General features: G+C 57.5%; 19 protein-coding genes and 2 tRNA genes. 11 read left to right on the forward strand and 10 right to left on the reverse strand.

The features are described from left to right. Window positions 1–14: 14 nt before the first annotated feature. A complete protein-coding gene (locus tag KI787_08710) occupies window positions 15–2,321 on the reverse strand; it encodes a hypothetical protein (GenBank protein ID MBV6630032.1) in 2,307 nt (768 codons plus the stop codon). Between the two features lie 145 nt (window positions 2,322–2,466). Between KI787_08710 and KI787_08715 the strand changes: the two genes are divergently transcribed. Both KI787_08715 and KI787_08720 read left to right on the forward strand, forming a co-directional pair. Continuing rightward, on the forward strand, window positions 2,467–3,804 hold the full coding sequence (locus KI787_08715; GenBank protein MBV6630033.1) for an NUDIX domain-containing protein: 1,338 nt from the start codon (window positions 2,467–2,469) through the stop codon (window positions 3,802–3,804). 137 nt (window positions 3,805–3,941) lie between these two features. Next, window positions 3,942–4,982 (forward strand): porin, encoded by a 1,041-nt coding sequence (locus KI787_08720; GenBank protein MBV6630034.1) that lies wholly within the window; start codon window positions 3,942–3,944, stop codon window positions 4,980–4,982. Between the two features lie 384 nt (window positions 4,983–5,366). Here the strand turns inward: KI787_08720 and KI787_08725 are convergent, their stop codons facing one another. The 4 genes from KI787_08725 to KI787_08740 form a co-directional block, all read right to left on the reverse strand. After that, the gene (locus KI787_08725; protein ID MBV6630035.1) at window positions 5,367–7,241 is read right to left on the reverse strand and encodes a DUF885 domain-containing protein; all 1,875 of its coding nucleotides are present in this window, start codon (window positions 7,239–7,241) and stop codon (window positions 5,367–5,369) included. 89 nt (window positions 7,242–7,330) lie between these two features. Beyond that, window positions 7,331–8,089 carry a pseudouridylate synthase gene (locus KI787_08730; GenBank protein ID MBV6630036.1) on the reverse strand — a complete coding sequence of 253 codons (759 nt, stop codon included), beginning with the start codon at window positions 8,087–8,089 and terminating at the stop codon, window positions 7,331–7,333. Window positions 8,090–8,098: 9 nt separating this feature from the next. Next, a complete protein-coding gene (locus KI787_08735; GenBank protein ID MBV6630037.1) occupies window positions 8,099–8,881 on the reverse strand; it encodes a sulfite exporter TauE/SafE family protein in 783 nt (260 codons plus the stop codon). Window positions 8,882–8,962: 81 nt separating this feature from the next. Further along, window positions 8,963–9,039 (reverse strand) — tRNA-Pro (locus KI787_08740). Window positions 9,040–9,109: 70 nt separating this feature from the next. Here KI787_08740 and folD point away from each other — a divergent pair. Then, window positions 9,110–9,970, forward strand: a complete 861-nt coding sequence (folD, locus tag KI787_08745; GenBank protein ID MBV6630038.1) for a bifunctional methylenetetrahydrofolate dehydrogenase/methenyltetrahydrofolate cyclohydrolase FolD — start codon at window positions 9,110–9,112, stop codon at window positions 9,968–9,970. A gap of 54 nt (window positions 9,971–10,024) precedes the next feature. Beyond that, on the forward strand, window positions 10,025–10,927 hold the full coding sequence (locus tag KI787_08750; GenBank protein ID MBV6630039.1) for a DMT family transporter: 903 nt from the start codon (window positions 10,025–10,027) through the stop codon (window positions 10,925–10,927). On the opposite strand, the gene KI787_08755 is transcribed toward KI787_08750, so the two are convergent. Both KI787_08755 and KI787_08760 read right to left on the reverse strand, forming a co-directional pair. Next, window positions 10,922–11,689, reverse strand: a complete 768-nt coding sequence (locus KI787_08755; protein MBV6630040.1) for a sulfite exporter TauE/SafE family protein — start codon at window positions 11,687–11,689, stop codon at window positions 10,922–10,924. The two genes, KI787_08750 and KI787_08755, sit on opposite strands and share 6 nt — an antisense overlap. Then, window positions 11,682–12,389 carry a pirin family protein gene (locus KI787_08760; GenBank protein MBV6630041.1) on the reverse strand — a complete coding sequence of 236 codons (708 nt, stop codon included), beginning with the start codon at window positions 12,387–12,389 and terminating at the stop codon, window positions 11,682–11,684. Before KI787_08760 ends, KI787_08755 begins: the two co-directional genes overlap by 8 nt. 114 nt (window positions 12,390–12,503) lie before the next feature. Here KI787_08760 and KI787_08765 point away from each other — a divergent pair, with 114 nt between their 5' ends. The 4 genes from KI787_08765 (at window position 12,504) to KI787_08780 (ending at window position 17,540) form a co-directional block, all read left to right on the forward strand. Next, window positions 12,504–13,388 carry a LysR family transcriptional regulator gene (locus tag KI787_08765; GenBank protein ID MBV6630042.1) on the forward strand — a complete coding sequence of 295 codons (885 nt, stop codon included), beginning with the start codon at window positions 12,504–12,506 and terminating at the stop codon, window positions 13,386–13,388. Window positions 13,389–13,419: 31 nt separating this feature from the next. Then, on the forward strand, window positions 13,420–14,295 hold the full coding sequence (locus tag KI787_08770) for a pirin family protein (protein MBV6630043.1): 876 nt from the start codon (window positions 13,420–13,422) through the stop codon (window positions 14,293–14,295). Window positions 14,296–14,528: 233 nt separating this feature from the next. Next, window positions 14,529–16,322, forward strand: a complete 1,794-nt coding sequence (locus tag KI787_08775) for a CocE/NonD family hydrolase (GenBank protein ID MBV6630044.1) — start codon at window positions 14,529–14,531, stop codon at window positions 16,320–16,322. A gap of 69 nt (window positions 16,323–16,391) precedes the next feature. Continuing rightward, window positions 16,392–17,540, forward strand: a complete 1,149-nt coding sequence (locus KI787_08780) for a PAS domain S-box protein (protein ID MBV6630045.1) — start codon at window positions 16,392–16,394, stop codon at window positions 17,538–17,540. 20 nt (window positions 17,541–17,560) lie between these two features. Here KI787_08780 and KI787_08785 read toward each other — a convergent pair whose 3' ends face one another. Next, on the reverse strand, window positions 17,561–18,580 hold the full coding sequence (locus KI787_08785; protein MBV6630046.1) for a phospholipase A: 1,020 nt from the start codon (window positions 18,578–18,580) through the stop codon (window positions 17,561–17,563). 227 nt (window positions 18,581–18,807) lie between these two features. After that, window positions 18,808–18,883: transfer RNA gene (locus tag KI787_08790), tRNA-Thr, on the reverse strand. Between the two features lie 436 nt (window positions 18,884–19,319). On the opposite strand from KI787_08790, the gene KI787_08795 reads away from it, so the two are divergent. The 3 genes from KI787_08795 to KI787_08805 are packed head-to-tail and all read left to right on the forward strand — an operon-like array spanning window position 19,320 to window position 21,603. After that, window positions 19,320–19,949, forward strand: a complete 630-nt coding sequence (locus KI787_08795; GenBank protein MBV6630047.1) for a serine/threonine-protein phosphatase — start codon at window positions 19,320–19,322, stop codon at window positions 19,947–19,949. After that, on the forward strand, window positions 19,946–20,482 hold the full coding sequence (locus tag KI787_08800) for a transcriptional regulator (GenBank protein MBV6630048.1): 537 nt from the start codon (window positions 19,946–19,948) through the stop codon (window positions 20,480–20,482). Before KI787_08795 ends, KI787_08800 begins: the two co-directional genes overlap by 4 nt. An 8-nt stretch (window positions 20,483–20,490) precedes the next feature. Beyond that, window positions 20,491–21,603, forward strand: coding sequence for a HAMP domain-containing histidine kinase (locus KI787_08805; protein ID MBV6630049.1), 1,113 nt, complete (start codon window positions 20,491–20,493; stop codon window positions 21,601–21,603). Window positions 21,604–21,623: 20 nt separating this feature from the next. Here KI787_08805 and KI787_08810 read toward each other — a convergent pair whose 3' ends face one another. After that, entirely contained in the window at window positions 21,624–22,208 is a 585-nt protein-coding gene (locus KI787_08810; GenBank protein MBV6630050.1) for a response regulator, read from the reverse strand. Window positions 22,209–22,335 lie beyond the last annotated feature (127 nt).

A 22,335-nucleotide genomic window follows, 5' to 3' on the forward strand; every position in this document is an offset into this window, starting at 1 on the left:
TTGCTTCTTGCTCCCTAGCGACCGTTCGCGCCAATAAGTGCGCCCAACAGTTGCCCCAGTAGTCCGCCCAAACCACCAGCTCCGCCAGATTCACCATCTCCTGGATCCTCGCCTTCTTCACCGGCTGTACCCTCCAATACGTCATTACAGCTTGGCGGGTCATTCGGGTTCCCCGTACTCAGCAGCAAGTTTGAGAGCAACGACAACAGATCGGGGGGGACACCATCCGTCAGCAGATCATCCGTGAGCGGTTGCACCAAAGAACAGACTTCGGGCAGCAAATCCACGGCCACAAGGACGGTGCCACTGCCCTCTATGTTTTCACCCGCATTGTTCGTCACGCTAGCGCTCACACAGGCTGTGCCTACGGTGAGATTAGGAATTAACCCTAGAACAGCCTCTTCATTAGCGGTTACCAAACCGCGGGAACCGGCTTGGTTACTCACGAAGGCAGGGGGCGCCTGCAGGAAGTCGTCATTTCCTCCTCCCACTGTCACCGGTAATAGGGGTAGACAACCAGGCTTGAAGCCAGCGACCGTTTCCTCTGCGCCGAACAAGCCCGCCAATGAGGCCAACAAATTCGGTACTGCATCGATGAGGTCACTCCCAGCAGCCGCCAGAGGGCTGGTTTGGGTCAGTTGCCAAGCGGCGCGTTCAGAGTTCGTAATCGAGCACTGCTGGGGAGCATCCGCTCCTGGTAGCTGCACCTCAAAAATCAAGTCCGCGTCCATTTGCACTTGACGGGCGCTGCCAAGAACATCGCCGAGCCCTAATGTTCCGCTGGAAATACAGGCCAGCCCCGGATTCACTCTCAGGTCTACCAAGTCTGCAGGAACGATAATGGCGTCGGCATTTGCTGTGCTGCCACGGTAGTTCGCCACCACCGTAAGCCCTTGAGGCTCAGCATCAGCGCGCACACCTAGTACTCCGTTGTTATTCGGGATATCTGCTACACCAGCACCGTCCAGACCGGATGCTAACCGGGTACGCCAGATGATGTCTGGGGACTGCGTGACATCGCACAAGAAGCGCGTCTCCGATACGACCGGTTCACCGTCACCCTCTGCTGGCTCCTGTGTTTCTGCTTCGCAATTTGGTGGCAAGGCTTCGCTGGTCTCGCCAGCCGCCAACTCAAACAAAGCTGTGGCGGTGTAATCGTAACTCCCTGGCGCAAAGAGGAACCGGGGGCCATCTATGCGTAGTTCCCGTACGCGTGCGTCTGTCGCAATAACGTCTACCGATGCCGTCTGCCCGCCGAAGCTGGCGTTCACGGTGGCCAGTCCAGGGCTGACGTAACGGATTTCACCCTTGTTGAGGAAGACGGTGTTTCCCACAGCGACGACATCCGCCCGCTGAGACTGCCATTGCGCCGATTGCGTCAAGTCCAACTCGAAGGTTGGACCCACGTCACAGTTTGGGTCGTCATTTCGGAAGGTCCCGATCAAAGATAAGCTTAAGCGCTGATCTGGAAACAAGGTCAGTGGCTGATCGTCCGGCACGGTCACTTCACCTACCTGCAGCCGCAGTCCTTGCGGTTCATTTAGCAGCTGAGCATCACAGACGGTGACGCGAGCGAATTCACTATTGTTATCGCTGTCCGACTCGGGCGCGGTGCAGCTGACACTCGTAACGCCAGCACTCACCGCAGTGAAAACCCCTTTGGCGTCCTGGTCTAGACGCGCTTGAGCCGTGTTGCCGACAGTGCCAACAAGCGGCAATGACGAATCCCACTCTAGGTTATTGGTTACGTCACAGACCACAGGGTTCGCACCCAGGCAAGAGTCATCTGTGAACTGCGCCGTGCAGCGGAATGGGGTGACCACACCTGGCACGGTCGGGTTGAGCAAAGGTGGCTCAATAAATAGATCCACCAAGCCTGGTCCGGTCAAACCAGCTTGTGTGACTTGTAATGAGGTGGAGCCCACCACACCATCCGCTGACGCCGAGATGGTCGTTACTGGCCCCGTGGCGATGGCCTGAGCTAATCCAGTCGTCGCATCAATGGTGGCGACAGCAGTAATGGAACTCTCCCAGGAAACCTCACCAGTGATGTCTCGACTGATTCGATCGACGACCACGTCGTCATTGCTCACGCCCGTGAAGAAGCCCACTGCACAGAACTGCTGAGTCAATCCCGAGGCGACGATGGCGTTAGCAGTTGGGCAGCCAGAAGTGGGGCACACGCCGTTTTGCGGCTGCGCGCAAACTTCGATGCGGTCTAGCTGCCGCTGAAAGTCTGGGCTGCGCACACCTTCATCACAGCCTCCCAAAAACAACGCCGCCGCAAGGCTGACTAGCCCGAGCATACGATGACTGCGCATAGATGTATCCCTCTTCAATGTAAAGGCGCAAAGCCGCCATCCCAAACGTGATGTCGGCATTCTGCCCAAGGCAGGTGCAAAATGCCAATAAATCAGGCTTTTTCAGAAACGTGTTGAGAGTCGAGCTGAAGAAAATGGAAACACAATGAGTGGCACAATTCGACGCGCGGTTGCCGCATTATTTTGCGTGGATGATGAAATCTTGCTGGTGCGCCGCCAAGATCACGCTCGGGCTTTCCCTGGTTATTGGGCCTGTCCTGGTGGCAAGGTTGAGCCCACGGAAGCACTAGCGCCGCCGCGCGCCAGCTACTGCGGGCTGGATATGGAGCTTATCGGCGCACTTGCCAGAGAGCTTCGCGAGGAGTTGGGCTTCGACCTGCATCGTAGTGATGTTTCCGTCTTTGAGCTTGGTGTTGCCACCACCCCACCTGGAGTGGGCAGGCGATTTGCTACGACCTTCTTCCGCATCAATTTAGCTCGCAAGCCTAATTTCACCTTAGATCTGCGCGAACACAGCCACATGCGCTGGGCCAGCGCAGAGGTCTTCTGGAAGGAGTATTTAGCCGGCGAGCTGCTTTGCGTCTCTGCCCAACAGCAACTATTACGTGCCTTAGCCGCGCAGCCCTCAGCCACTGATATCCTCGAACTGGGAGTTCGTCCAGGGCAGGAATATGGCCTCAACCTGTCCGAACCCATTTATGGGCTGAGAATTTTGCCCTTGCGCTCGCATACCCTGCCTCCGGCGACCCATACCAATGCCTTCTTGCTAGGCGAGCCGGGTGAAGACTTACAGCTTATTGACCCCTCGCCCTGCGACGCTGAGGAATACGCAAAGCTTAAGTCCTTCTTAACCGCCTGGGGGCGCCCACAAAGACTGGTACTGACCCATCATCACCCTGATCACCATCAGCAGGCACCTCAGCTGGCTCGGGAATGGGACCTACCCCTGGCGATGTCCTTAGATACGCAGGAACGCATTGCTCGGCGTTGGGGCGATGATTACTTGGCCGGGATTTGCGTACACACCTTATGTGAGGGCGACACCTTGTGCAGCAGCCGCGGGCGCGCCGTCAAAGTGGTTGCCGTACCCGGCCACGATGCCGGGCAGCTAGCCTTTCTACCGGACGATCATCGCTGGATGATTACCGGCGATTTGTATCAGGGCGTGGGCACGGTCGTGATCGCTCAGCCTGAAGGCCACATGGCGACCTATTTCCATACCCTTGAAAAGGTGCTGAAGCTAGGTCCCGCTGTGACTGTGCCCTCTCATGGCATGGCTTTACCAGGCACTCGGCAGATTCGCCTGACGCTGGAGCACCGGCAGAAGCGCGAGGCGCATATCAGAGCGTTGTCGGAACAAGGCCTGGACGTAGAGGCGATTTTGCAACAGGAATACGCCGCAGTGCCAAAGGCTTTGTGGCCACTAGCCCGCTGCAACATCGAGTCTCATCTGCAAAAAATCCGCGAAGAGCAGATGTCATAATTTTTCTGCAACCTAGGTAAAGTAGCTTTCATTCCGGGCCGGGATGTCGTATACAATGCAGGCCCGCGATTTTTTGGGGACGCTGCTCGCGAACGGCAGCGATCGGGATTCCAACTTCTTTGAGGACCACAGTTCTAATGAAAACCAAATTGACCGGTGCGCTGGTACTAGCGTCGCTGGCTGCTCCGCTGTCCGCACAAGCCGAAGGCAAGATCTACGGCGTATTCAACATCTCTGCCAACCAAGTCGACAACACGCAAGCTGCTGTTGATCGTACCGCTGCCGGTAGCGCTCAGGGACAACGCTTCGGCTCCCAAGTTCAAGACGGCCAGAGCGCAGACAACAATGGCTCCCGCCTTGGGTTTCAAGGTGAGCAAGGCCAATTCTTCTTCGCCATCGAAATGGCGCTGGGCACGGAAGACGACGGTCGTGGCGATCGCTTCCTTGGCCTGGGTGACACCCGCCACGCCTTCGTTGGCTTCAACAGTGGCGTTGGTACCTTCACCTTTGGACGCGTGAACACCGCCTACAAACTGGCTGGTCAACGCCTGGATCCCTTCTACGACACCTCGTCGGCCAACTTCGTTGGCGGATTCGGTACTGAAGGCGCGACCTACGGCCTGTCCAACCTGATCAACGGATGGACGGACAACAGCATTACCTACCTCTCACCAGAAGTAGCTGGCCTGAGCGTGAATGCTGGTGTTCATCTGCAAGAGCTGAACGACGAAGATCATGACTACAGTGTCGGCATCGACTACCGTTTGGGTTCGCTGACCGCTGGCGTGCAGTACCTCACCATCGGTGCTGACTTGGCTGACGGCGTGATTGCCGGAGCGGGCCAAGTCGTCGACACCTCAACCCAGGTTACCGCTCACTACGAAGGCGAAGGTTGGACCCTGGGCGCGTCTTATGAACTCATCGACCTGCGTCAAGTTGATGATGAGCGTGGCTACGCCTTCTTGTCCGGCACTTTCGACCTGGGTGACATCACCCTGGCTGCAACTGTCGGTCAAGTGGACCAAGGCGCCGGTGAGGGTGAAGGCGCCACCTTGGGTGCCTTCGTGAACCTGATCGAAGACTTCCAGCTCTACGGTCTGTACTCCTACGCTGATCTGGATAACAACACCGAAAACAACACCGTATCCTTCGGTGTGCGTTACGGCTTCGAGATCTAAAATCTAGCCTGACTACCACTCGCTGCTCTGGGCGCGAGTTCATACCAGGACGACAAACGGCACTCTGCGGAGTGCCGTTTTTTTTGCGCGACGCCGTTGTTACCAGAATGCCGCGAGCACTCCCCCTAAGCATTAACGCGTCAAAACCACCGGTAGTACGTCTCTCCGACTCAAACGTCGCATATCGCGTACCTGACAATGAGGAGCTAACACCTCGCCATCGTCTGATTACGCTTGCAACCCCAGGCCGTACCCGGTCCCCTATCCATACCCATGCCGAAAATCGGCGTGAACGTGACCTTGGCCGCTGGCGGGCATGAGCACACAAAAATGCCGGCCGCAAAGGGCCGGCACTCGATCATTGAATGGATTATTCCAGCGAGACTACTGCGCTTCCCCTAAAACGGTGGCACGCACCACATCCATCGGCGGCGAACCTGCGGACAACAAGGTTTCATTGAAACGCTTCCAGCTAAAGTTGTCGCCTTCCCGCTTGCGATATTCGCGCAGTATTTGCCGGATGGCTAAGTCGCCTGCGTAATAACTGGCCAGCTGTACAGAGCTGAGCTTGGCCCGTGTGAGCTTCCCCTGTGCTTCCGCAGGCTCCTGAAAGCCTTGCCGAGTCATCAGAGTAAGAGCCTTCTCCTCAGGCCAATCCGTAGTGTGCAGTCGGATATCGATGATGGCGTTGATAATGCTGCGCAGCTGCAGCTTGAGATTGGCAATTTGCTGCAACTCCCGCCCTTGGGGATGATCGACGTAGACCGTGTAGCCCTCATCCACGAGCTGGCTCTGAATATAAGAAGCCCAACCTTCTACCATCGGCCCATTTCGGAAGACCTTGGGAACCAGGCGCTCCACCCGATTGGAATATTCCAATTGAACGAAATGGCCCGGCACGCCCTCATGAATGTACACCTCAGCTAAGGCCGGGCGGTTGTATTCCTTCAGGAAACCCTCTGACTGCGACAGCATGGGCAGGTCCCAAAACCATACGGAATCGAGCTCCGGCTCAAAGGGTGGTGCCGTCTGAATCATAGCCACCGCATAGCCAGACAAGTGAGCGGGGATAGGCTCAATACGCAGCTTGGCTGTAGGCGGCAGGTCCAGAAGTTCCTTGTCTTGCACAAAGCTAACAATGGAGTCTGCTAAGGCATAACTGTCTTCAATCAGGCTCTCCACGGTCGGCCGATCTTCTGCCATCTTGGCCAGAACATTGCGGGCAACCTGTTCATCGCCAAGCTGGGCCGAGGGCTTCACCTCGCCTGAAGTGATCGCATCTTCTAAATAGCCATCGTGGATACGCCGAGCGATAGAGCGTAGCCGGTAATGTCGGTCCTGCAGCGCGGTCGTGGCTTTGTCCAACAGCTCCTGTGGTCCTAAGGGGTAATCCATGTACAGCTCATACTTGCGCGCGTAGAGATCGGGCCCCAGTCGCCAAGGGCTATCTGGCCTTGGCGTAACGGTGCTGGCAAACCATTCCCCGAAGTCATCCAATGCTTCTGCTGCATCAATACAGGCCTCGGAAATCTGCGTTCCAATAAGCCCGGTCAAACCCGCTCGGTCTACCAGTTCCGGAACCGTCTGGCGTAACAGACCCGTGTCGCTCACCATGCCCTTGATACGCGGCTGCACCAACATTTTTTGCACCGCCGTCGGCTGCACTGCCTCTGGGCTTAAATTGGACTTCGCCTGCGCTAAGAACGCCGGAGTGGCAGCGCAGCGCGCAGCAAGGCTATGCAAGCGTTGCTCTAAAGGCGCGAAATCGCGCAGCAACAAGGAGGAATACGCGCTCCCCAGCGTACCAATGTAGGTCAGCGGATCTCGCGCGACCTGCAAGTCGGTGAGCTCGAGAATATCCAGGCGGATTTTGGACAAGACAATGCGTCGGTCGGCACGAATGTGTGGATCAAGACGGTCTGGGTCTATGTTCTCCAGTGCCTGCTCCAAACGCCGCAAGCGGTTCACCGCGCTTTGCAGCGCGAGTGGTCGCATATCGGGCAAGCTGCGGTCATACAGATGCGGTGCCTCAGCCGTTCCGTGGCGACCCAAGGCCACACCCAGCGTGGGTTGCATGGCCAAGCTGAGCTCCAGATAACGCTCTGCGATGGTTTCCACTTGCCGCGCTTTGGCGACTTTCTGGTCCCAACCAGCGGGCAGCAAGGCCTGCTGCTCTAGAGACCCAGCGGGGACTTGCACGGCGCAGCTGCTAAGCGCGCTAACCAGCGCTGCAGCAAGCGCCATTCCTGTGATTCGCATAGTGACTCCTGTACTCATGACGATGATCTAAGTCTCCTGGCGCAACTGCTCAGCCACGGCCATTGCATAAGGAGCAAAGTGTATCGCCCTCAGCAATGACCAAGGTTAAGACGCTGTAAAGCATGCACAAAGTCATCCTGTAGCGGTGCCTTCAGTGTGAATAACTCTCGCGTCAATGGATGCTCAAAACGTAGCTGTCTAGCGGCCAGATACAAGCGGTGATAGCCCAGCCATTGGGCCAAGAGACGGTTATGGTGCCGGTCACCATAGTTCACATCCCCAATGATGGGATGGCTCAACCGGTTGAGGTGCCGGCGCAGCTGATGCTTGCGGCCAGTCAGGGGGGTGAGCTGGACCAAGCTATATCGCTGCTGTGGGTATCGCCCTAGTGGCTCGTCTAAGGTGGTGGTTGCTAACCGCAGCCAGTCGGTGCGGGCTGGCTGTGGGGCGTCGCTTTGACGCCGCCTGGGATCACCATGCGCGTCGCACTTATACACCAAGGCTTGATCGATGCTGCCGCCAGGAGGCATCCAGCCGCGCACCAAAGCCCAGTACATCTTCTGCATGCGATGCTGCGCGAACTGAGGTTGCAATTGGCTCGCCATGGCCGAGGATTTCGCAAACAGCAAAAGGCCTGAGGTGGCTTTGTCCAACCGATGGACTGGATAGACCTTCGTTCCAATTAAGTCGCGGGTGAGCTGCAGGGCAAATTGAGTCTCTTGCCGATCAATGGGTGAGCGATGAACCAATAAGCCGGCGGGCTTGTGAATAGCGACGAGGGCCTCGTCTTCATAGATAAGGCGTAGCGCAGCGAGATCACAAACGGTGGGCATCAATGCCGCTTGCATGGCTGGCTACTAACGCAGCATGGCGGCCACGCTGGCAGCCACAGTCATCCACAACACAAACCATTTCAAAGTGCGCTGACTGATATGCAGCGACCAGCTCACGGCCAAGCGAGCGCCGAGCATGGTGCCTAGGGCCAAAACCAAAGCCGGGACCCACACAACCTGATCACGGCTGACAAATACCACCAGGGCCACGGCCGTAAACATCATGGTGCATAGCAGCTTGAGTGCATTCGCCCGCCAAAGATCGTAGCGCAGAGCGCCACTTAAGCTTCCTAGTAACAAGAAACCCACCCCAGCTTGTACAAAGCCGCCATAAACCCCAGTCAGTAGGAGATACAACCATGCCCAAGGCTGCTCGGCCACTGCGCGAGCTGGCTCGTCAGGTTTCGGAGCCAAGGTCGTCGGGCGCAGCAATACCAAGGCCGCCATGCTGATCATCGCAAATAACATCAGGGGCTTGAGCACAATATTGGGCATGAACGACGCGCTCAGAGCCCCGATCAGTCCCCCCGCCATGGTCCACCCCAGGATGGGGCGCACATCATTCAGCGCTAGCTTTCCCGCCTGACTAAAGCCGCGTATACCCACCAAGCATTGCAAGAACACCCCCACCCTGTTCGTTGCGTTAGCAGCATCCGCGGGGAGGCCAAACATCATAAGCGCGGGCACGGTGAGGTTACTTCCCCCTCCGGCTAAGGTGTTGATGACACCAGCGATGATTCCTGTCGCCAACACGACCAAGTAAAGCACAGAATCCGCCGAGGCCAGCGCGTTCAAGACAGTGCTCACAATATGATAGGGCCCGTGGGAAAGTCGCACGCCTCGCCAATCGGAGGCAGCGGGGGCAGCGGGGGCAGCGGGGGCAGGAAATGGTCGGCGTGGAGAGATTCGAACTCCCGACCCACTGCTCCCAAAGCAGTTGCGCTACCAGGCTGCGCTACACGCCGACCTGCGCATTATAACGCAATTTTTTAGCCTTGCTCGATTCCCGAGCCCAAGTTGTTCGATAATACGTGCATGACAGCTCAACGCATAGACGGCAAAGAGATTGCCGCAAACCTACGCCGTGACATCGCCAATCAAGTCCAGGCTGACGCTCAGGCCGGCCACAAACCCCCAGGCTTAGCCGTCGTTTTAGTTGGCGACAACCCCGCCTCAGAGGTCTATGTACGGAACAAAGAGCGCGCCTGCGCCGAAGTGGGGTTTGTCTCTGAGAAGATCACACCGCCGGCTGACATCAGTCAGCTAGAGTTAGAGGCCTTGGTCGACTCACTCAATACCCGCGACGACATCGATGGGATACTGGTGCAGCTACCCCTCCCTCAAGGCCTGGACGCTGATGCCATCCTCGACCGTATTCACCCCGGCAAAGATGTAGACGGCTTTCATCCCTCCAACATTGGCAAACTGCTGCAGAAGCGCCCCGGCCTGCGCCCGTGCACGCCTTATGGCGTGATGAAAATGTTGGAAGCCTGTGCAGTGGACCCTTGTGGGCAGCATGCCGTGGTGGTGGGAGCATCGAATATCGTCGGACGACCCATGGCGATGGAGCTGCTGTTAGCGAACGCCACCGTTACCATTTGTAATTCACGCACACGCGACGTCGCAGCCGAAGTCGCGCGAGCCGATATTGTCGTCGCTGGGGTGGGCATCCCCGAGTTCGTCAAGGGTGACTGGATCAAACCCGGCGCGGTCGTCATCGATGTCGGTATTAACCGTCTTGACGATGGGCGTTTGGTCGGCGACGTGGAATACGCTGCGGCGGCTGAGCGGGCCCGCGCCATTACTCCGGTCCCCGGCGGCGTAGGTCCTATGACCATTGCCATGTTGCTGCACAATACTCTTTGCGCTGCCCGCGACCGTCGCGCCAAGAGTTAAGCCTGCGGCTTCCGGGCATTTGAGTATCCATGTGGCTCTGCGGGCCGGGCTGCGATGATGAACTGGCGGCTGATATTCGCCTATGCGGGCGTGGTGTTTGTCTGGAGCACGACGCCGCTCATGGTCAAACTCTCCACTCACAGCTTGAGCGTGCCCGCGGCAACCGGCCTACGCATGCTCTTAGCCTGTTTCATCAGCATGAGCTTGCTGGCGTACCTCCGCCAAGCTCTGCCCTTGGATCGTCGCTCGCTCGCCTCCTACGCCGCGGCCAACCTGGGCATGTTCGGCTCACTCAGCTTGACCTACCAGGCCGTACAAACCATTCCTACCGGGTTAGTCTCGGTGATCTTTGGACTGGCTCCGGTATTGTCGGGGACGTTTGCACATTTTATTTTGCATGAGCGCAACCTCACTCCCATGCGAGCTCTGGCCCTGCTGCTTGCCATTGCCGGCCTAGGCCTCGTCTTTGAAGGAGCGCTCGAGGTCGACCCTTCCGCCTGGCCGGGTCTGATTTTGGCCTTAGTCGCCACTGCGCTTTTCGCCTTGGGCAGCGTTCTGGTCAAGGCTTGGGCCAGGCACCTGGACCCCGTACAACACACCACGGGGTCGTTAATACTGTCGTTGCCTTTGTTCTTTGCCAGCTGGCTGTTGCTAGACCGCACCCTGCCGTCGCAGCTGAGTGCAACCAGTGTGGGGGCAACGGTATACCTCGCCATCATTGGCTCAGTGTTAGCCTTTGTGTTGTATTTTCAGGTACTACGCCACACCACAGCCGTTCAAGCTGCGTTGATCCCAGTCATGACTCCTGTCCTGGCCTTGTACTGGGGGCATTGGTTACTCAATGAGGAGCCGCCAGCCAGCGCCTTATACGGCGCAATGCTGATTCTCTTAGGGCTGAGCTTGTACCAATTCGGTGCGCAGCTACGCCAATGGCTGGTCACTCGGCGAGCCTCATAACCACGCCAAGCTGCCCTGTAGCACCAAACTGAGGGCCATGAGCAGCAACACACCGCGCATGACGCGACCAAATGTGGCGGGCTGCAGACGCTCACGCAGAACATTCCCACTTGCCATACCGGCCACAGCTGCGGGTATCAACCATGCAACGGTGGTCCATCCGCCAGGAAGAGCAAAGCCAGCAGAGACATAAGCTGGCACTTTGAGAAGATTCACCGCGCCAAAAAAGGTCGCCGCGGTCGCAATCCAAAGCGTGGGACTGAGGGCTTGCCTGGCCAAGTAGGCATTCAGAACCGGACCTCCTGCATGCACCAAGCTACTGCTCAGTCCGGCCAGGGCTCCGAACACGGGCCCTGCCCAGGGCCGACTCACCCAAGCGGCCGAAAGGCGGGAGGGGATCACTAACAAAATCAGGCATAAAAGCCCGACTAAGATCTTGGTGAGAGCTTCAGGCAACACGCTGAGCACAAGGGTTCCAAGAATCACACCCAATATGCTCGCTGGCAAAAGCCTGCCTAAACGCAGCTGCCCCCATAGGCCACGATGGCGCAGCAAAATGCCCAGATCCATGAATAGCAGCAAGGGCAGCATAAGCATCAGCGCCTGCGGAACGGGAAGCACCAAGGCCAGCATCGGAACAGCCACCACGCCAGCGGCGCCAGCGAAGCCTGCCTTGGAAATGCCGGTGAAATACACACCGGCAATAGCAAGGAGCCAAAAGGCCCAAGGGTCAGCCCAGGAATCAGCCCAAAGATCAGCCATGGGCACCAGCTGGCAAGTCGAATACCAGGGCTTGTAAACCTTCAGGACCCGCCTTAACCGTCGCCGATGAGGTCTCACGCCATCCTACGGCGTCGGCCTGCCCCAAGGACCGTTGGTGCAGCTCGGCTTGACCCTGGAGGACATGTAAATAGCCCCAACGTTCGGGCTGCGCCAAGTCCCTCTGTTCACCAGGCTCCAGTTCTAGCTGTAACAACTGCATATCTTGATGAATCTTCAAACTCCCCTCGCGACCGTCGCGGGTCACCAAGGCCTGCAAACCGGGTTGCCTGGCAAAAGGTTTTTGCTCATAACTAGGCTGCAAGCCACTGCGTTCAGGCATCACCCAAATCTGTAAAAACTTGACGGGGTCAGTACGCGAGGCATTGAACTCCGAGTGCTGCACCCCGGTCCCCGCAGTCATTCGCTGCACTTCACCGGCGCGCAGAATAGAGCTGTGACCCATGCTATCGCGGTGTTCCAGGGCACCCTCCAGCACATAAGAAATGATCTCCATATCGCGGTGCCCGTGCGTTCCAAAACCGGCACCCGGCGCCACTTCATCATCATTAATCACCCGTAGCACCGACCATCCCATATGGGCAGGGTCATAGTAACTGCCAAACGAGAAGCTATGCCGACTCTGCAGCCAGCCCATATCTACAGCGCCACGATCGGCTGCGGGACGTGGATAGTCAAGCATGGTGCGTTCCTTGTGTTGATGAATGAGAGCTCAGCTTAGACCCCCTTTGTATTTATTGGAATTGTTTTATTTAGGCTGTTACGTTTATTTATTTTGAACATCTTGGCGATATCGATGCGCGCACCCACTCTTGAATCTTGGCGCATGCTTTGCGCCGTGGCCGAGCATGGTGGCTTCCATGCCGCCAGTACCCAAGTGCATAAAACTCCCTCGGCCATCCACCACGGCTTACGCAAGCTGGAAGCAGAGCTCGGCCTCAGCTTGGTTCAAGTAGAAGGCAAACAGGTGGTGTTGACCCCAGCCGGAGTCACTTTAGGCAGGCGGGCCCAGTATTTGCTCGACGAATCGCAGCGTATTCTTGGGGTCGCCCAAGCCCTGAGCCAACAGCGTCAAGATTTGCGCTTAGCTGTGGATCAAGCTTATCCGCTCACCCAGGTGTTACTGCCCTTGGAATCCTTGCTTGAGCAGCATCCACATTGCCGTCTGGAGCTGCGCGAGCCTGTGCTCGGCGGAGCTGCAGAGATGCTCCAAAACCATGAGGCAGACCTTGCTATTACCCCCTTGCCACTGCGCGATTGTCTCAATGAGCTCCTGGGCAGCGTGGACTTCCTGTGTGTTGCGGCCCCGCACCATCCTCTGCACCAGCTAGACAGGACTTTGCAGCTAGAGGACCTCAAAGCGCATCGGCAAATTGTGCTCCGCGACTCGGCCCGCAATCGCGACCATGACGCAGGCTGGTTAGGGTCTGAACAACGCTGGACCGTAGACCACCTCCACACCTCTACAGCGCTGGTGCAACGGGGCCTGGGTTATGCCTGGCTGCCTGCGATGCACATTCAAGAAGCACTGGATGCTCGGCGTTTACAGCCCCTCGCTTTAGAACAAGGCCAACGCCGGGCTGAAAATTTCTACCTCAGCAGCCGAGACCACGATGCGATGGGCCCGCTAGCGTTACAGCTGTGCGAGGCCCTACGTACTGCGCCCAGCCAAGCGTTATAGTGCGGCGCTGCTTTATCGCATAGGATTTTCGATGACCGCTCCTGCCCTCAGTCACTTGGCGCATGTGATCACCCCGCGTAGCCGGGACATTGGCAGCCTGATTGTCCGCCGCGTATTGCCAAGCCCCCAGCAACGCAGCGTAGGCCCTTTCGTGTTTTTTGATGAAATGGGCCCGGCCGTGTACGCCCCTAATGACGGCGTGCAGGTGCGCCCTCATCCACATATTGGCCTGGCAACCATGACCTACTTGTTCGCTGGCGCCATCCGGCACCGCGACAGCTTGGGCGTCGTCCAGGATATTCGCCCCGGGGCCGTAAACCTGATGACCGCCGGACAGGGCATCGTGCATTCAGAACGCCCCGTCGAGCATGCCGACCCTATGGTGCTGCATGGCATCCAGTCCTGGATGGCCCTCCCCGAGCACCTCGAAACCTGCGCTCCCACCTTCCGCCATTACGCCGCCGATGAGATACCCAGCACCCAGCTTGCTGGCGCGCAGATTAAAGTGGTGATGGGCCAAGCCTTCGGCGAGCACTCCCCAGTGATGACAGCCTCACCCACCCTTTATGTGGATATTCAGCTGCCGCCCGGCGGCCGGCTGCCCTTGGTGGCCGATGCCGCTGAACAAGCCGTATTTGTGGTGTCAGGCCAGGTGCGCGTAGATCAAGACGCGCTCAGCCAGGGGCAAATGGGAGTCTTGGCCCAGGCCGCCACCCCAAGTTTGCACAGTCCCAACGGCGCCAGACTGATTTGGTTGGGAGGCCAGCCTTTAGGGCCACGCCAGCTGGAATGGAATTTCGTCAACAGCGACCCCAGACGCATACAACAAGCTGTGCGCGCCTGGCGCAATGGCGACTTTCCTGACGTGCCGGGCGACAAGGAATGGATTCCCTTACCACCCAACTAGCTTTCAGTGTCACCTACTCTTCAATCGGTGATTGACCACAGATCAACCTCAAACTGTAGGCCCCCATCCCGCTTGCCAAAGGCTGTTTTACCCGCTAATTTTTGATCCAACCTTGGGAATGAGTCGGCGCCCGCGTAGCGCCGCAAATCACTATGTGCTTAGCCAGTGCGAAATGTGCAGCCGCGGTGTTGCTGCTGATGTTATTGAGCGCCTGTGGAGGCGGACGTTCTCCGGTGGTTTCAACCGCTGATGGGCGCTCCCAAGCCACGCCTGAAAAGCCTCTGGTGGACTACCTGCGCAACTTGTCCTCTCCGGTTGATGGCTATTCCATAGATACAGCGACGCTAGAGCAATTTCGTATTCCCACGAGCAGCGGGGCGGAACTAGACGCCTGGATTCGACGCCCACCGGGCAGCGACCCTCAGCCGCTGGTGTTGTTCATCACCCCCTACTACGGTGGCGGTAGCCCCGACTTTCCCGGCAATGCTCTCGGCGACCCCTCTCGCACTTTGGCGGAATACCTCATTCCGTATGGCTATGCCGTAGGGTTTTTATCGGTGGGTGGCACCGGCAACTCTGGGGGATGCTTCCACAACGGAGGCCCGATTGAGCGACAGCAGCTCAAAGACGCGGTGGCATTTTTAGGCCAGCAAAGTTGGTCAAACGCGGCGGTAGCCGCCATGGGCGTGAGCTACGATGGCACCACTGCCATCGAGCTCTTTGTCGATCCGCCCGCAGAACTCAAAGCAGTCATTCCTATCGAAGCCATTAGCGACTACTACCGGTATAGCTTCGTCAACGGCATCATTCGCGAAAACACGCCCTTCTTCACCACTTACTACTACGCCATTGTGGGCTTAGGCCCGGTGGGTTTGTCTGGTGGTGTGGGCCCGAGTAGCCCAACAGATTTCGCGGTGCAACTCACTGGCGAACTTTGCTCGGAGCAATTGGCCTATCAACAAGAGAGCCTCACCGCGGGTATTACAGGAAATCGTTCCGATTACTGGGACGAACGTGACGCGATTGCCCTGCTTCAGCAAGATGCAGAGCATCCGCGCCCGGCGATGTTCTACATCCAAGGCTACCAAGATGCCAACGTCGACCCGCAAATGACCGATGGCTTCATTGCAGCGGTCAAGGCGACCGGCGCACCCTGGCATGTATGGATGGGCCAATGGGTGCACACCTATCCCCAACCGCGGACTGGGGACTGTTTGCCGCTGGAACCATGTCGCGGAGATTTTTTCGAGCAAGCTCTGCTCGCTTGGTTGGATCAGTTCCTCAAAGGGCGCGATACCGGCATTCTTGACGCTCCTGCTGTGCAAACGCAGGCTGATGATGGGCGCTGGCGCTACCAAGACGACTGGCCACCGCTTACAAGCACACTGCAAAGCTGGCACCTGCATGCAGATGGTCAGCTGAACCAACAGCCGAGTAGCGGCGTGGTCAGTTATACAGACCGCATTGGAGCTCGCCCAGAAGAACTGCGCGATATCGATGGCAACCTTGGGCCGCTCAATGATGCCCTACCCATCATTGCCGGGACTGCTATCGAGTTTGTGAGCGCGCCGCTAAGCCAGCCCATGCGCTTGACGGGCGTGCCGCAGATCGTCACCCGGCTCAGCAGCGATGCAAGTCGTGGCAACTTCACCGCAACATTGTTTGCGCAAAACCCCGCTGGTGAACGCCGCTACCTGAACTTTGCCCTGCAAAGCCTTAACCATATCGTCGACCCCAGCGCGGCGGCGTCCGACATTAGCGGGGAAGTTCTGGATCTGCGGCTCAACTTCTATCCTCAGGACAACATCATTGAGGCTGGCTGGCAGCTGGTCTTTATGATTGCTGGCGACATCCCCAGCGCAGACATTTCTACCGGTTCGGTTAGTGGGAACTTCCTGACAACAGGGCCCAGCGCACTACCGCTGGGCCTTGGCGCGAACATTAGTCTGGAGCTCAGCGACACGCAGTTGTTGCTGCCGGTGAACAATAGCGACCGGCTGGAGCCCTTGTCATGGGGAACCAACTAGGCATGGCTTAGGCCTGGCCACCCAAGGAACGAAACCTGCAGCGGCTCGCTCTTTGTGTGTGTTTCAGGCATGGACGACCCGGCCATCACCTTGGACCCCAGCGCCAAAGGGCTGTTCGACGTACTCCAGGATTCGGTCATTGTCACCGACACCCATGGACGTATTGTTTACTGGAACGGGGGCTCTGAACGCGCCTTTGGCTATACCTGCGCCGAAGCCTTAGGTCAGAGCCTCAAGCTCATCATGCCTACCGAACATCACTGCGCCTTTGCCCGCGGCTTGGAAAACCACAACCGCACGGGTGTTCCCAAGATGGCGGGCACAACCTTCAGCCTGAACGGTCGTCGTCGCAATGGCGAAGAGTTCCCGGTACAAGTCGCACTCGCACGCTGGTTTGTCGGTTCTACGCCCTTGTTCTGCGGCCTTATTCAGGACATTAGCGACCTATGCGCCAGCCCAAGGGATGCAAACCGCATTAACCGGCTACGCCTTTACCAAAATCACACCGCTGAGGCGCAGTGCAGCCAGTCTCGCAAAGCAATACAGCGCCCCTTGACGCAGCTTATGCAGTGTTTGAACACCACCGACCCTGATGTACAGCAACCGCTGCAAGCCTACCCAGCGTTGCAGGAACAATGGACATCGGCAAAACGAGAGGCGGGCGACATCGACCAGATCCTTCACGCGGTCGAAGAATTGCACCGCGTAGGGCTGGGTCATCTTGATGGACACTTGTCTTTGGATGACTCGGTGCAACAGGCTGTCTCTGTGTTGCGTGAACCCATTCGCAAGAGCGATGCTCGCATTCACGCCTCCAACCTGCCCCGCAGCTGCTTCGGGCTGGAAGACATGTGCCTAGTGTGGACGCATCTGCTGCGCAACGTACTGGAGCACAGTCACCCCCAGCGCGCTCCCATGGCAACCATCAGCGGCCGAGTCGTCGATGGGTTTTGCGAGCTACGTTGCCAGGACAATGGCATCGGCATGGACTTAGAGCAGCTCACCCACGCTACAGAGCTCTTCTACAGCGGCCACCAGCGCAGCCCTACTCAACGCGGCCTGGGGCTTAGTGTCGTTCGTCGCGTCTGCGAGTCCTTGGGCGGCTCGGTGAGCTTGCACTCAGTCCCCGGCGAAGGCACTACCGTGAGCTTGCTCATCCCCGAGTATCAAGACTGCAGCCAGTGCTCAATCACAAACTGCGCGGACCGCATTCATTAGCCCCGCTGAGCGTTTTCGGCTCAAAGCCAATCGGTAATTGCCACCCCAAAACCCAACCGGTTGTGGTGCTGGTCGTAATCGATGAGGCTTTCCCCATAGCCCGCGAAGTACTGCACATAACCGCGAGCGCGGCCTGATAGAGGAAAACTCCAGTTCAGCTCTAAACTGCCCCGATTGTCGCTACGCGCATTATTCCTCCACACCGCCGAGTAGGTCTTTGAGCCCAGCTTGCGCGCAAAAATCACCTCAAACTGACCCACGAACCGTTCAATGTTGGGGTTTTCGTCCCCGCGCGGGTCATCTGGGCTGGTTTTCTCCGGGTCAGGAATCCGAACCCAGGGCCGAACGATGAGGGTTCGCCCCTGCACTTCCCAAATGAAGCTGGCGGCCACGCGATTCCAGCTGCGCGAGTCTGGTAAATCCCGACCATTGGACTGATGCACCAGGCCCAATGTCATCGCACTCAGTCTTGAGCCCAACACATTCCAGTCCACCGGAATACTCAGAAAAAGTTCGGGCTCATGATTTGTTTCGCGAAAGGGTCGCGACCGCGCCGCGTCGTAGGCCTGCCAGAAAGACTGCGCCGTATAGGCCACATTGAGACTGGCGCGTGAACCCAATACCTGCTGCCATACGGGAAACCGCACGCTCAACTGGAATTTAATCTCGGCCCGGTCGGTGAAGGCATCTCCCCCGGTGCTCGCCTGATTGGGGCTGTCGTGATACGTAAACGGCATCACATAATTTGGCCTGTAGGGCGTGAGCACGAAAGGCATCCACTGCGTAGCCCGTTCCACCTGCACCCGCCGCTCCAAAGGCGAAGGCCCTTGTGACTCTACGCCCTCCGGCGCGCTCTTAGCCTCGGCACAGATCGCGCGCAAATTTGCGACAGCGGTCTCACCTGGCGCGGATAGCAGAGCTTCACGCAAGCAGCTCTCGAAGGCATCCGTGCGCAGCGGTGGAAGGTCTTGCGCCCATGACAGGCGTGAAGCCGCCAGCAAAACGACCATCGATACGCTGCGTAGGAGAAAGTGACTCATGGCACCCAAAGAGAAACAAGGTTTCGCAAGGCCTAAGCCCCAAGAAGTCGCAGCATCTGTGATGCCACACAAATGGCAGTCCTAGCTATCCCTGCGTTCCGACCAAAGCCAAAGAGAGCAATGAGCGCGGAAGACGATGAACGCGCAGCCCCGCTGTAATCCGCGGATGGCAACACGCAATACTCTGGAGTCCATGACGCATGCGCGCGGATGGCCAATCGGGAAAATGGTGCCGGCTGAGGGATTCGAACCCCCGACCCCCTGATTACAAATCAGGTGCACTACCAGCTGTGCTAAGCCGGCACTCGGCTCGCATTGTACCAATTTCTCCGGCAAAACTATCGATAACAGGCCGAATACCCGACTCATAAGGCATCCCCCACTGCGCGACACAATCCGATATATAAGGCGGTTAAAGCCGTTTGCTAGCCGTGTCGTCACTAGGCGCATGCGCGTTTTAGGGCTGTGTCCGGTGTACCATCGCAGCGTAAGCACGACATGGGTGGCCACAGCACGGGTGCACTGTTCTCAGCTTTGTCGGCGTGGATAGCTGGCATCGACCACTTGCTCTGGGGGTGAGCTTTAGGTGAAAAAATCTATCGAGGCGAACGTGCGCCCCAACAGAGCGCGAGCATTAGGGGTTCTTCAACAGCGTCTTATGCAGCGGCAGCCGCGTCTGGATCATGCTGCGTGGGCTGTACGCATGCGGCCGCATGCCGCAGTCAGCGGCGACCTTGTCATGATTTGGGAGGGCGCCGGAAACGGCTCTTTAAATGCCTTCATCGGTGATGTTGAAGGGCATGGGGCTGATGCCGGCTTTGTCGCCGTAGCCCTGATGGCTGCTCTGCACAGCCAAAACCTGGGCAATTGCGCAGAGGGGCTTAAGGATCTCAACACCCTGTTATACGAAGACAGTGCGCATATGCCGCTGTGTACGGGGCTGCTGCTCAACCTTAGAAAGGACGGTTTTCTGTGTGTGGCTAGTGCTGGGCATATCCCGCTTCTGTGGATGCACGGCGATGGAACTGTCGATACCTTACCCGCTGAACACGGCCCACCTCTAGGAGCCTTTAGGGATGTGCCAGAGCTCAGCTGCACGCCAGCACAGATGCAACCTGGTGACCGACTTCTTTTGCTCACTGATGGATTGCTAGAGCGACGCCACACGGGCTCGAGCACATTGGTGCTCCCCAACCCGGTGCGCGAGGCCGTTTTTCGCGCCGCAGGCACGGACTCTCTTCAGGAAGATGTGGACACCTTATGGTCAATGCTCACAGCCATGGTTGGGCCCTCGACCCCAGAAGATGATCAAACGATGCTCCTCATCGAGTACTCTGGTTCTGTGGCAGCCAATGGAGCGTCGGAATGACAGATGGAACTGTAGTTGAGTTAACAGACCTCAGCCCGCCGCCCATCGAGCGCGATGCCTTTTTCCGCACCGTCATTCGGAATATCACGGGTGCTTTGCAAGACACCATTGGTGAAGAAGAAGCCAAAGGCTTTGTCTCCGTCGTAGGCGCCGCGATGGGAGACGATATCAATAGCCGCTATCGCCACTCCTTAGGAGCTGCCTATCTAGACCAAACACAGGTTGCTGCGGTGTTGGTTGATCTTAAGCGTCGTATTGGCGGTGAATTTACAAATACAGCATCAACTCCAAGAGCCATCGAGTTTCATAACAGTCGCTGCCCTTTCGGCATGAGCGTTCTTGGACGGCCTTCGCTGTGCATGATGACCTCCAATGTATTCGGCCGAATAGCCGCAGAGAATCTTGGCTACGCTCGAGTAGAGTTGGCGCGAACGATCGCACGCGGGGATAACCACTGCCGTGTCAAGGTGCACCTCCAACCCCATGCAGATGCTGCGCCGGGCGTCGGCCGGGAGTACTTTGCCGTTGGCTAACGTTGGGTATGTCCGCAGCTAAGCTTCAGCAACGGCTGCTGGAGGCATCACCATGGGCAGGGTTGTATGTGAGCGGTGATGGCCAAATCCACTCTGGCAACATGGCCGCCAAACAGTTTTTCGATTTGGGGGCTGCTGGCCAAGCTAAGCTCCAAGGGCTGATTGCTAAGGCCACGACCATGGAGGATGCGGCGACTGTTATCCAGCGCTTACTCAGGCAGGCAAGCGGTATGACGGAGGGCGTTCGCACAAAACTCCAACTCACCGACAAAACCGGCCGACTCCACAAGTGCAGTCTGCATCTCAGAATGGTCGAACCGGGCAACGCTCGAGCACCCGCGTTATTGGTGTGTTACCTACTTCCCTATGAGCCCCGTGAGCAGGGCTTCCATTCTTTGCACGAAGAAGTCAAAACGAACCTTGTTCAACAGCGCGACAGATTCATACGTGAGCAGTTTGCTCATCGCGATATATTGTTCGCGGTTATTCACGATCTCAAATCACCGATCGTCAATATTTCGATGCTGGCCGACATTGCCGAGGAACAACTGGGCCAGGACCAGGATGTGGCTGGGTGTTTGGATTCACTGAAGTTACTGCAGAGCTCCGCGGCGGCAGCGAAGAAAATTCTCGGCGGGCTGACCGAGTTCTACCGTTTAGGTTTGGATATCTCTCATCCAGCAGAAGTAGACCTTAAGGTGCTGCTACAGGACATCAAGACTGAGGTTCTTAGCCGGCATCCTCATATGAGCATCACGCTCCCGGACTCTGCCCCCATCCTAAGAACCGAGGAGGCGATATTGCGCTCAGTATTGACCAACATTATGGAGAATGCGGCAAAACACCATCATCGCCCCCAAGGACAAATTACGGTTGGTGTGACACTGGAGCACAATGAGATCATCCTTAGGATAGATGATGATGGCCCTGGCATCGCCGCAGAGTTGCGGGACCAAGTGTTTGCACCGTTCTACTCTTCGGCAACTCAGCCGAGCACGGGGATGGGTTTAGCGATTTGTCGCCGCATGGTGCAGCATATTGGAGGAAGAATTGAACTGGGCTCACCACAGGCGGGGCATGGTGCTCGGTTCACTATTTACTGGCCTGCTGCAGCAAACTAACCACGCCTACTAGGGTGAGCTTAGCTCTTAGGTCGCTCTGCGACTGAGCCCCACTCCCATTGCGAATCCGCAATTGTTTCTTCCTGAGTGATGCTATGCAGCGCTTCGGTCAAAGAACGTGCGACCACGTCGCGTTGATCTTTTGACTGCAGCATTGTCACTGCATCGACTATCGATTTTCGAGCGCGGTCTAAACGCGAAATCAGATCATATGCGCGCACTGCAGAATAGGTGGTCGCGTATAAGCGCTCAGGAGTCATTTGGGCTTTATCAATGTAGCCATCTAGGTCGAACTGCTGTGTCGCTTCGGATCGCGGAGCAACATCGGGATTCCCCGTCAGCAAAACCACGCGCGTTCGCCATATGCGCCCCTCCTGCCGAATACGCTCAATGAGGTCCAAGCCCGCAGTCGGAGACTCCATCACAACGTCCACGAATGCCAGTGCGATATCTGAGTCCCGATGCAGTATTGCCTCAGCCTCGCTAGCAGTAGCCGCCCAAAGCACATCTGCCGCCAGTCCGCGATAGGCAAATTTACGCAGACAAGCCCTGACCACACCCCAGGTGTCTTCGCTGTCGTCTGCGACGAGTACCTTCCAAGCCAACTCAAACCCCTAAGCGGGCGCGTTTGTAAACACACCTCATGATTTCCTTACACCGCTGGGAGTGTGCGCAGGCAGTCCATCCAAACTGCACACGAATACGGTCGATGCCTCAGACATCATCCCATCC

Source organism: Oceanococcus sp. HetDA_MAG_MS8 (assembly GCA_019192445.1).
In the GTDB taxonomy this organism is placed as follows: domain Bacteria; phylum Pseudomonadota; class Gammaproteobacteria; order Nevskiales; family Oceanococcaceae; genus MS8.

Excerpts from the sequence above, each read along its gene's own strand:
- KI787_08710 (MBV6630032.1), bottom strand. The coding sequence starts at position 2,321 with ATGCGCAGTCATCGTATGCTCGGGCTAGTCAGCCTTGCGGCGGCGTTG.
- KI787_08715 (MBV6630033.1), top strand. The coding sequence starts at position 2,467 with ATGAGTGGCACAATTCGACGCGCGGTTGCCGCATTATTTTGCGTGGAT.
- KI787_08720 (MBV6630034.1), top strand. The coding sequence starts at position 3,942 with ATGAAAACCAAATTGACCGGTGCGCTGGTACTAGCGTCGCTGGCTGCT.
- KI787_08725 (MBV6630035.1), bottom strand. The coding sequence starts at position 7,241 with ATGCGAATCACAGGAATGGCGCTTGCTGCAGCGCTGGTTAGCGCGCTT.
- KI787_08730 (MBV6630036.1), bottom strand. The coding sequence starts at position 8,089 with ATGCAAGCGGCATTGATGCCCACCGTTTGTGATCTCGCTGCGCTACGC.
- folD (MBV6630038.1), top strand. The coding sequence starts at position 9,110 with ATGACAGCTCAACGCATAGACGGCAAAGAGATTGCCGCAAACCTACGC.
- KI787_08750 (MBV6630039.1), top strand. The coding sequence starts at position 10,025 with ATGATGAACTGGCGGCTGATATTCGCCTATGCGGGCGTGGTGTTTGTC.
- KI787_08755 (MBV6630040.1), bottom strand. The coding sequence starts at position 11,689 with ATGGCTGATCTTTGGGCTGATTCCTGGGCTGACCCTTGGGCCTTTTGG.
- KI787_08760 (MBV6630041.1), bottom strand. The coding sequence starts at position 12,389 with ATGCTTGACTATCCACGTCCCGCAGCCGATCGTGGCGCTGTAGATATG.
- KI787_08765 (MBV6630042.1), top strand. The coding sequence starts at position 12,504 with ATGCGCGCACCCACTCTTGAATCTTGGCGCATGCTTTGCGCCGTGGCC.
- KI787_08770 (MBV6630043.1), top strand. The coding sequence starts at position 13,420 with ATGACCGCTCCTGCCCTCAGTCACTTGGCGCATGTGATCACCCCGCGT.
- KI787_08780 (MBV6630045.1), top strand. The coding sequence starts at position 16,392 with ATGGACGACCCGGCCATCACCTTGGACCCCAGCGCCAAAGGGCTGTTC.
- KI787_08785 (MBV6630046.1), bottom strand. The coding sequence starts at position 18,580 with ATGAGTCACTTTCTCCTACGCAGCGTATCGATGGTCGTTTTGCTGGCG.
- KI787_08795 (MBV6630047.1), top strand. The coding sequence starts at position 19,320 with ATGATTTGGGAGGGCGCCGGAAACGGCTCTTTAAATGCCTTCATCGGT.
- KI787_08800 (MBV6630048.1), top strand. The coding sequence starts at position 19,946 with ATGACAGATGGAACTGTAGTTGAGTTAACAGACCTCAGCCCGCCGCCC.
- KI787_08805 (MBV6630049.1), top strand. The coding sequence starts at position 20,491 with ATGTCCGCAGCTAAGCTTCAGCAACGGCTGCTGGAGGCATCACCATGG.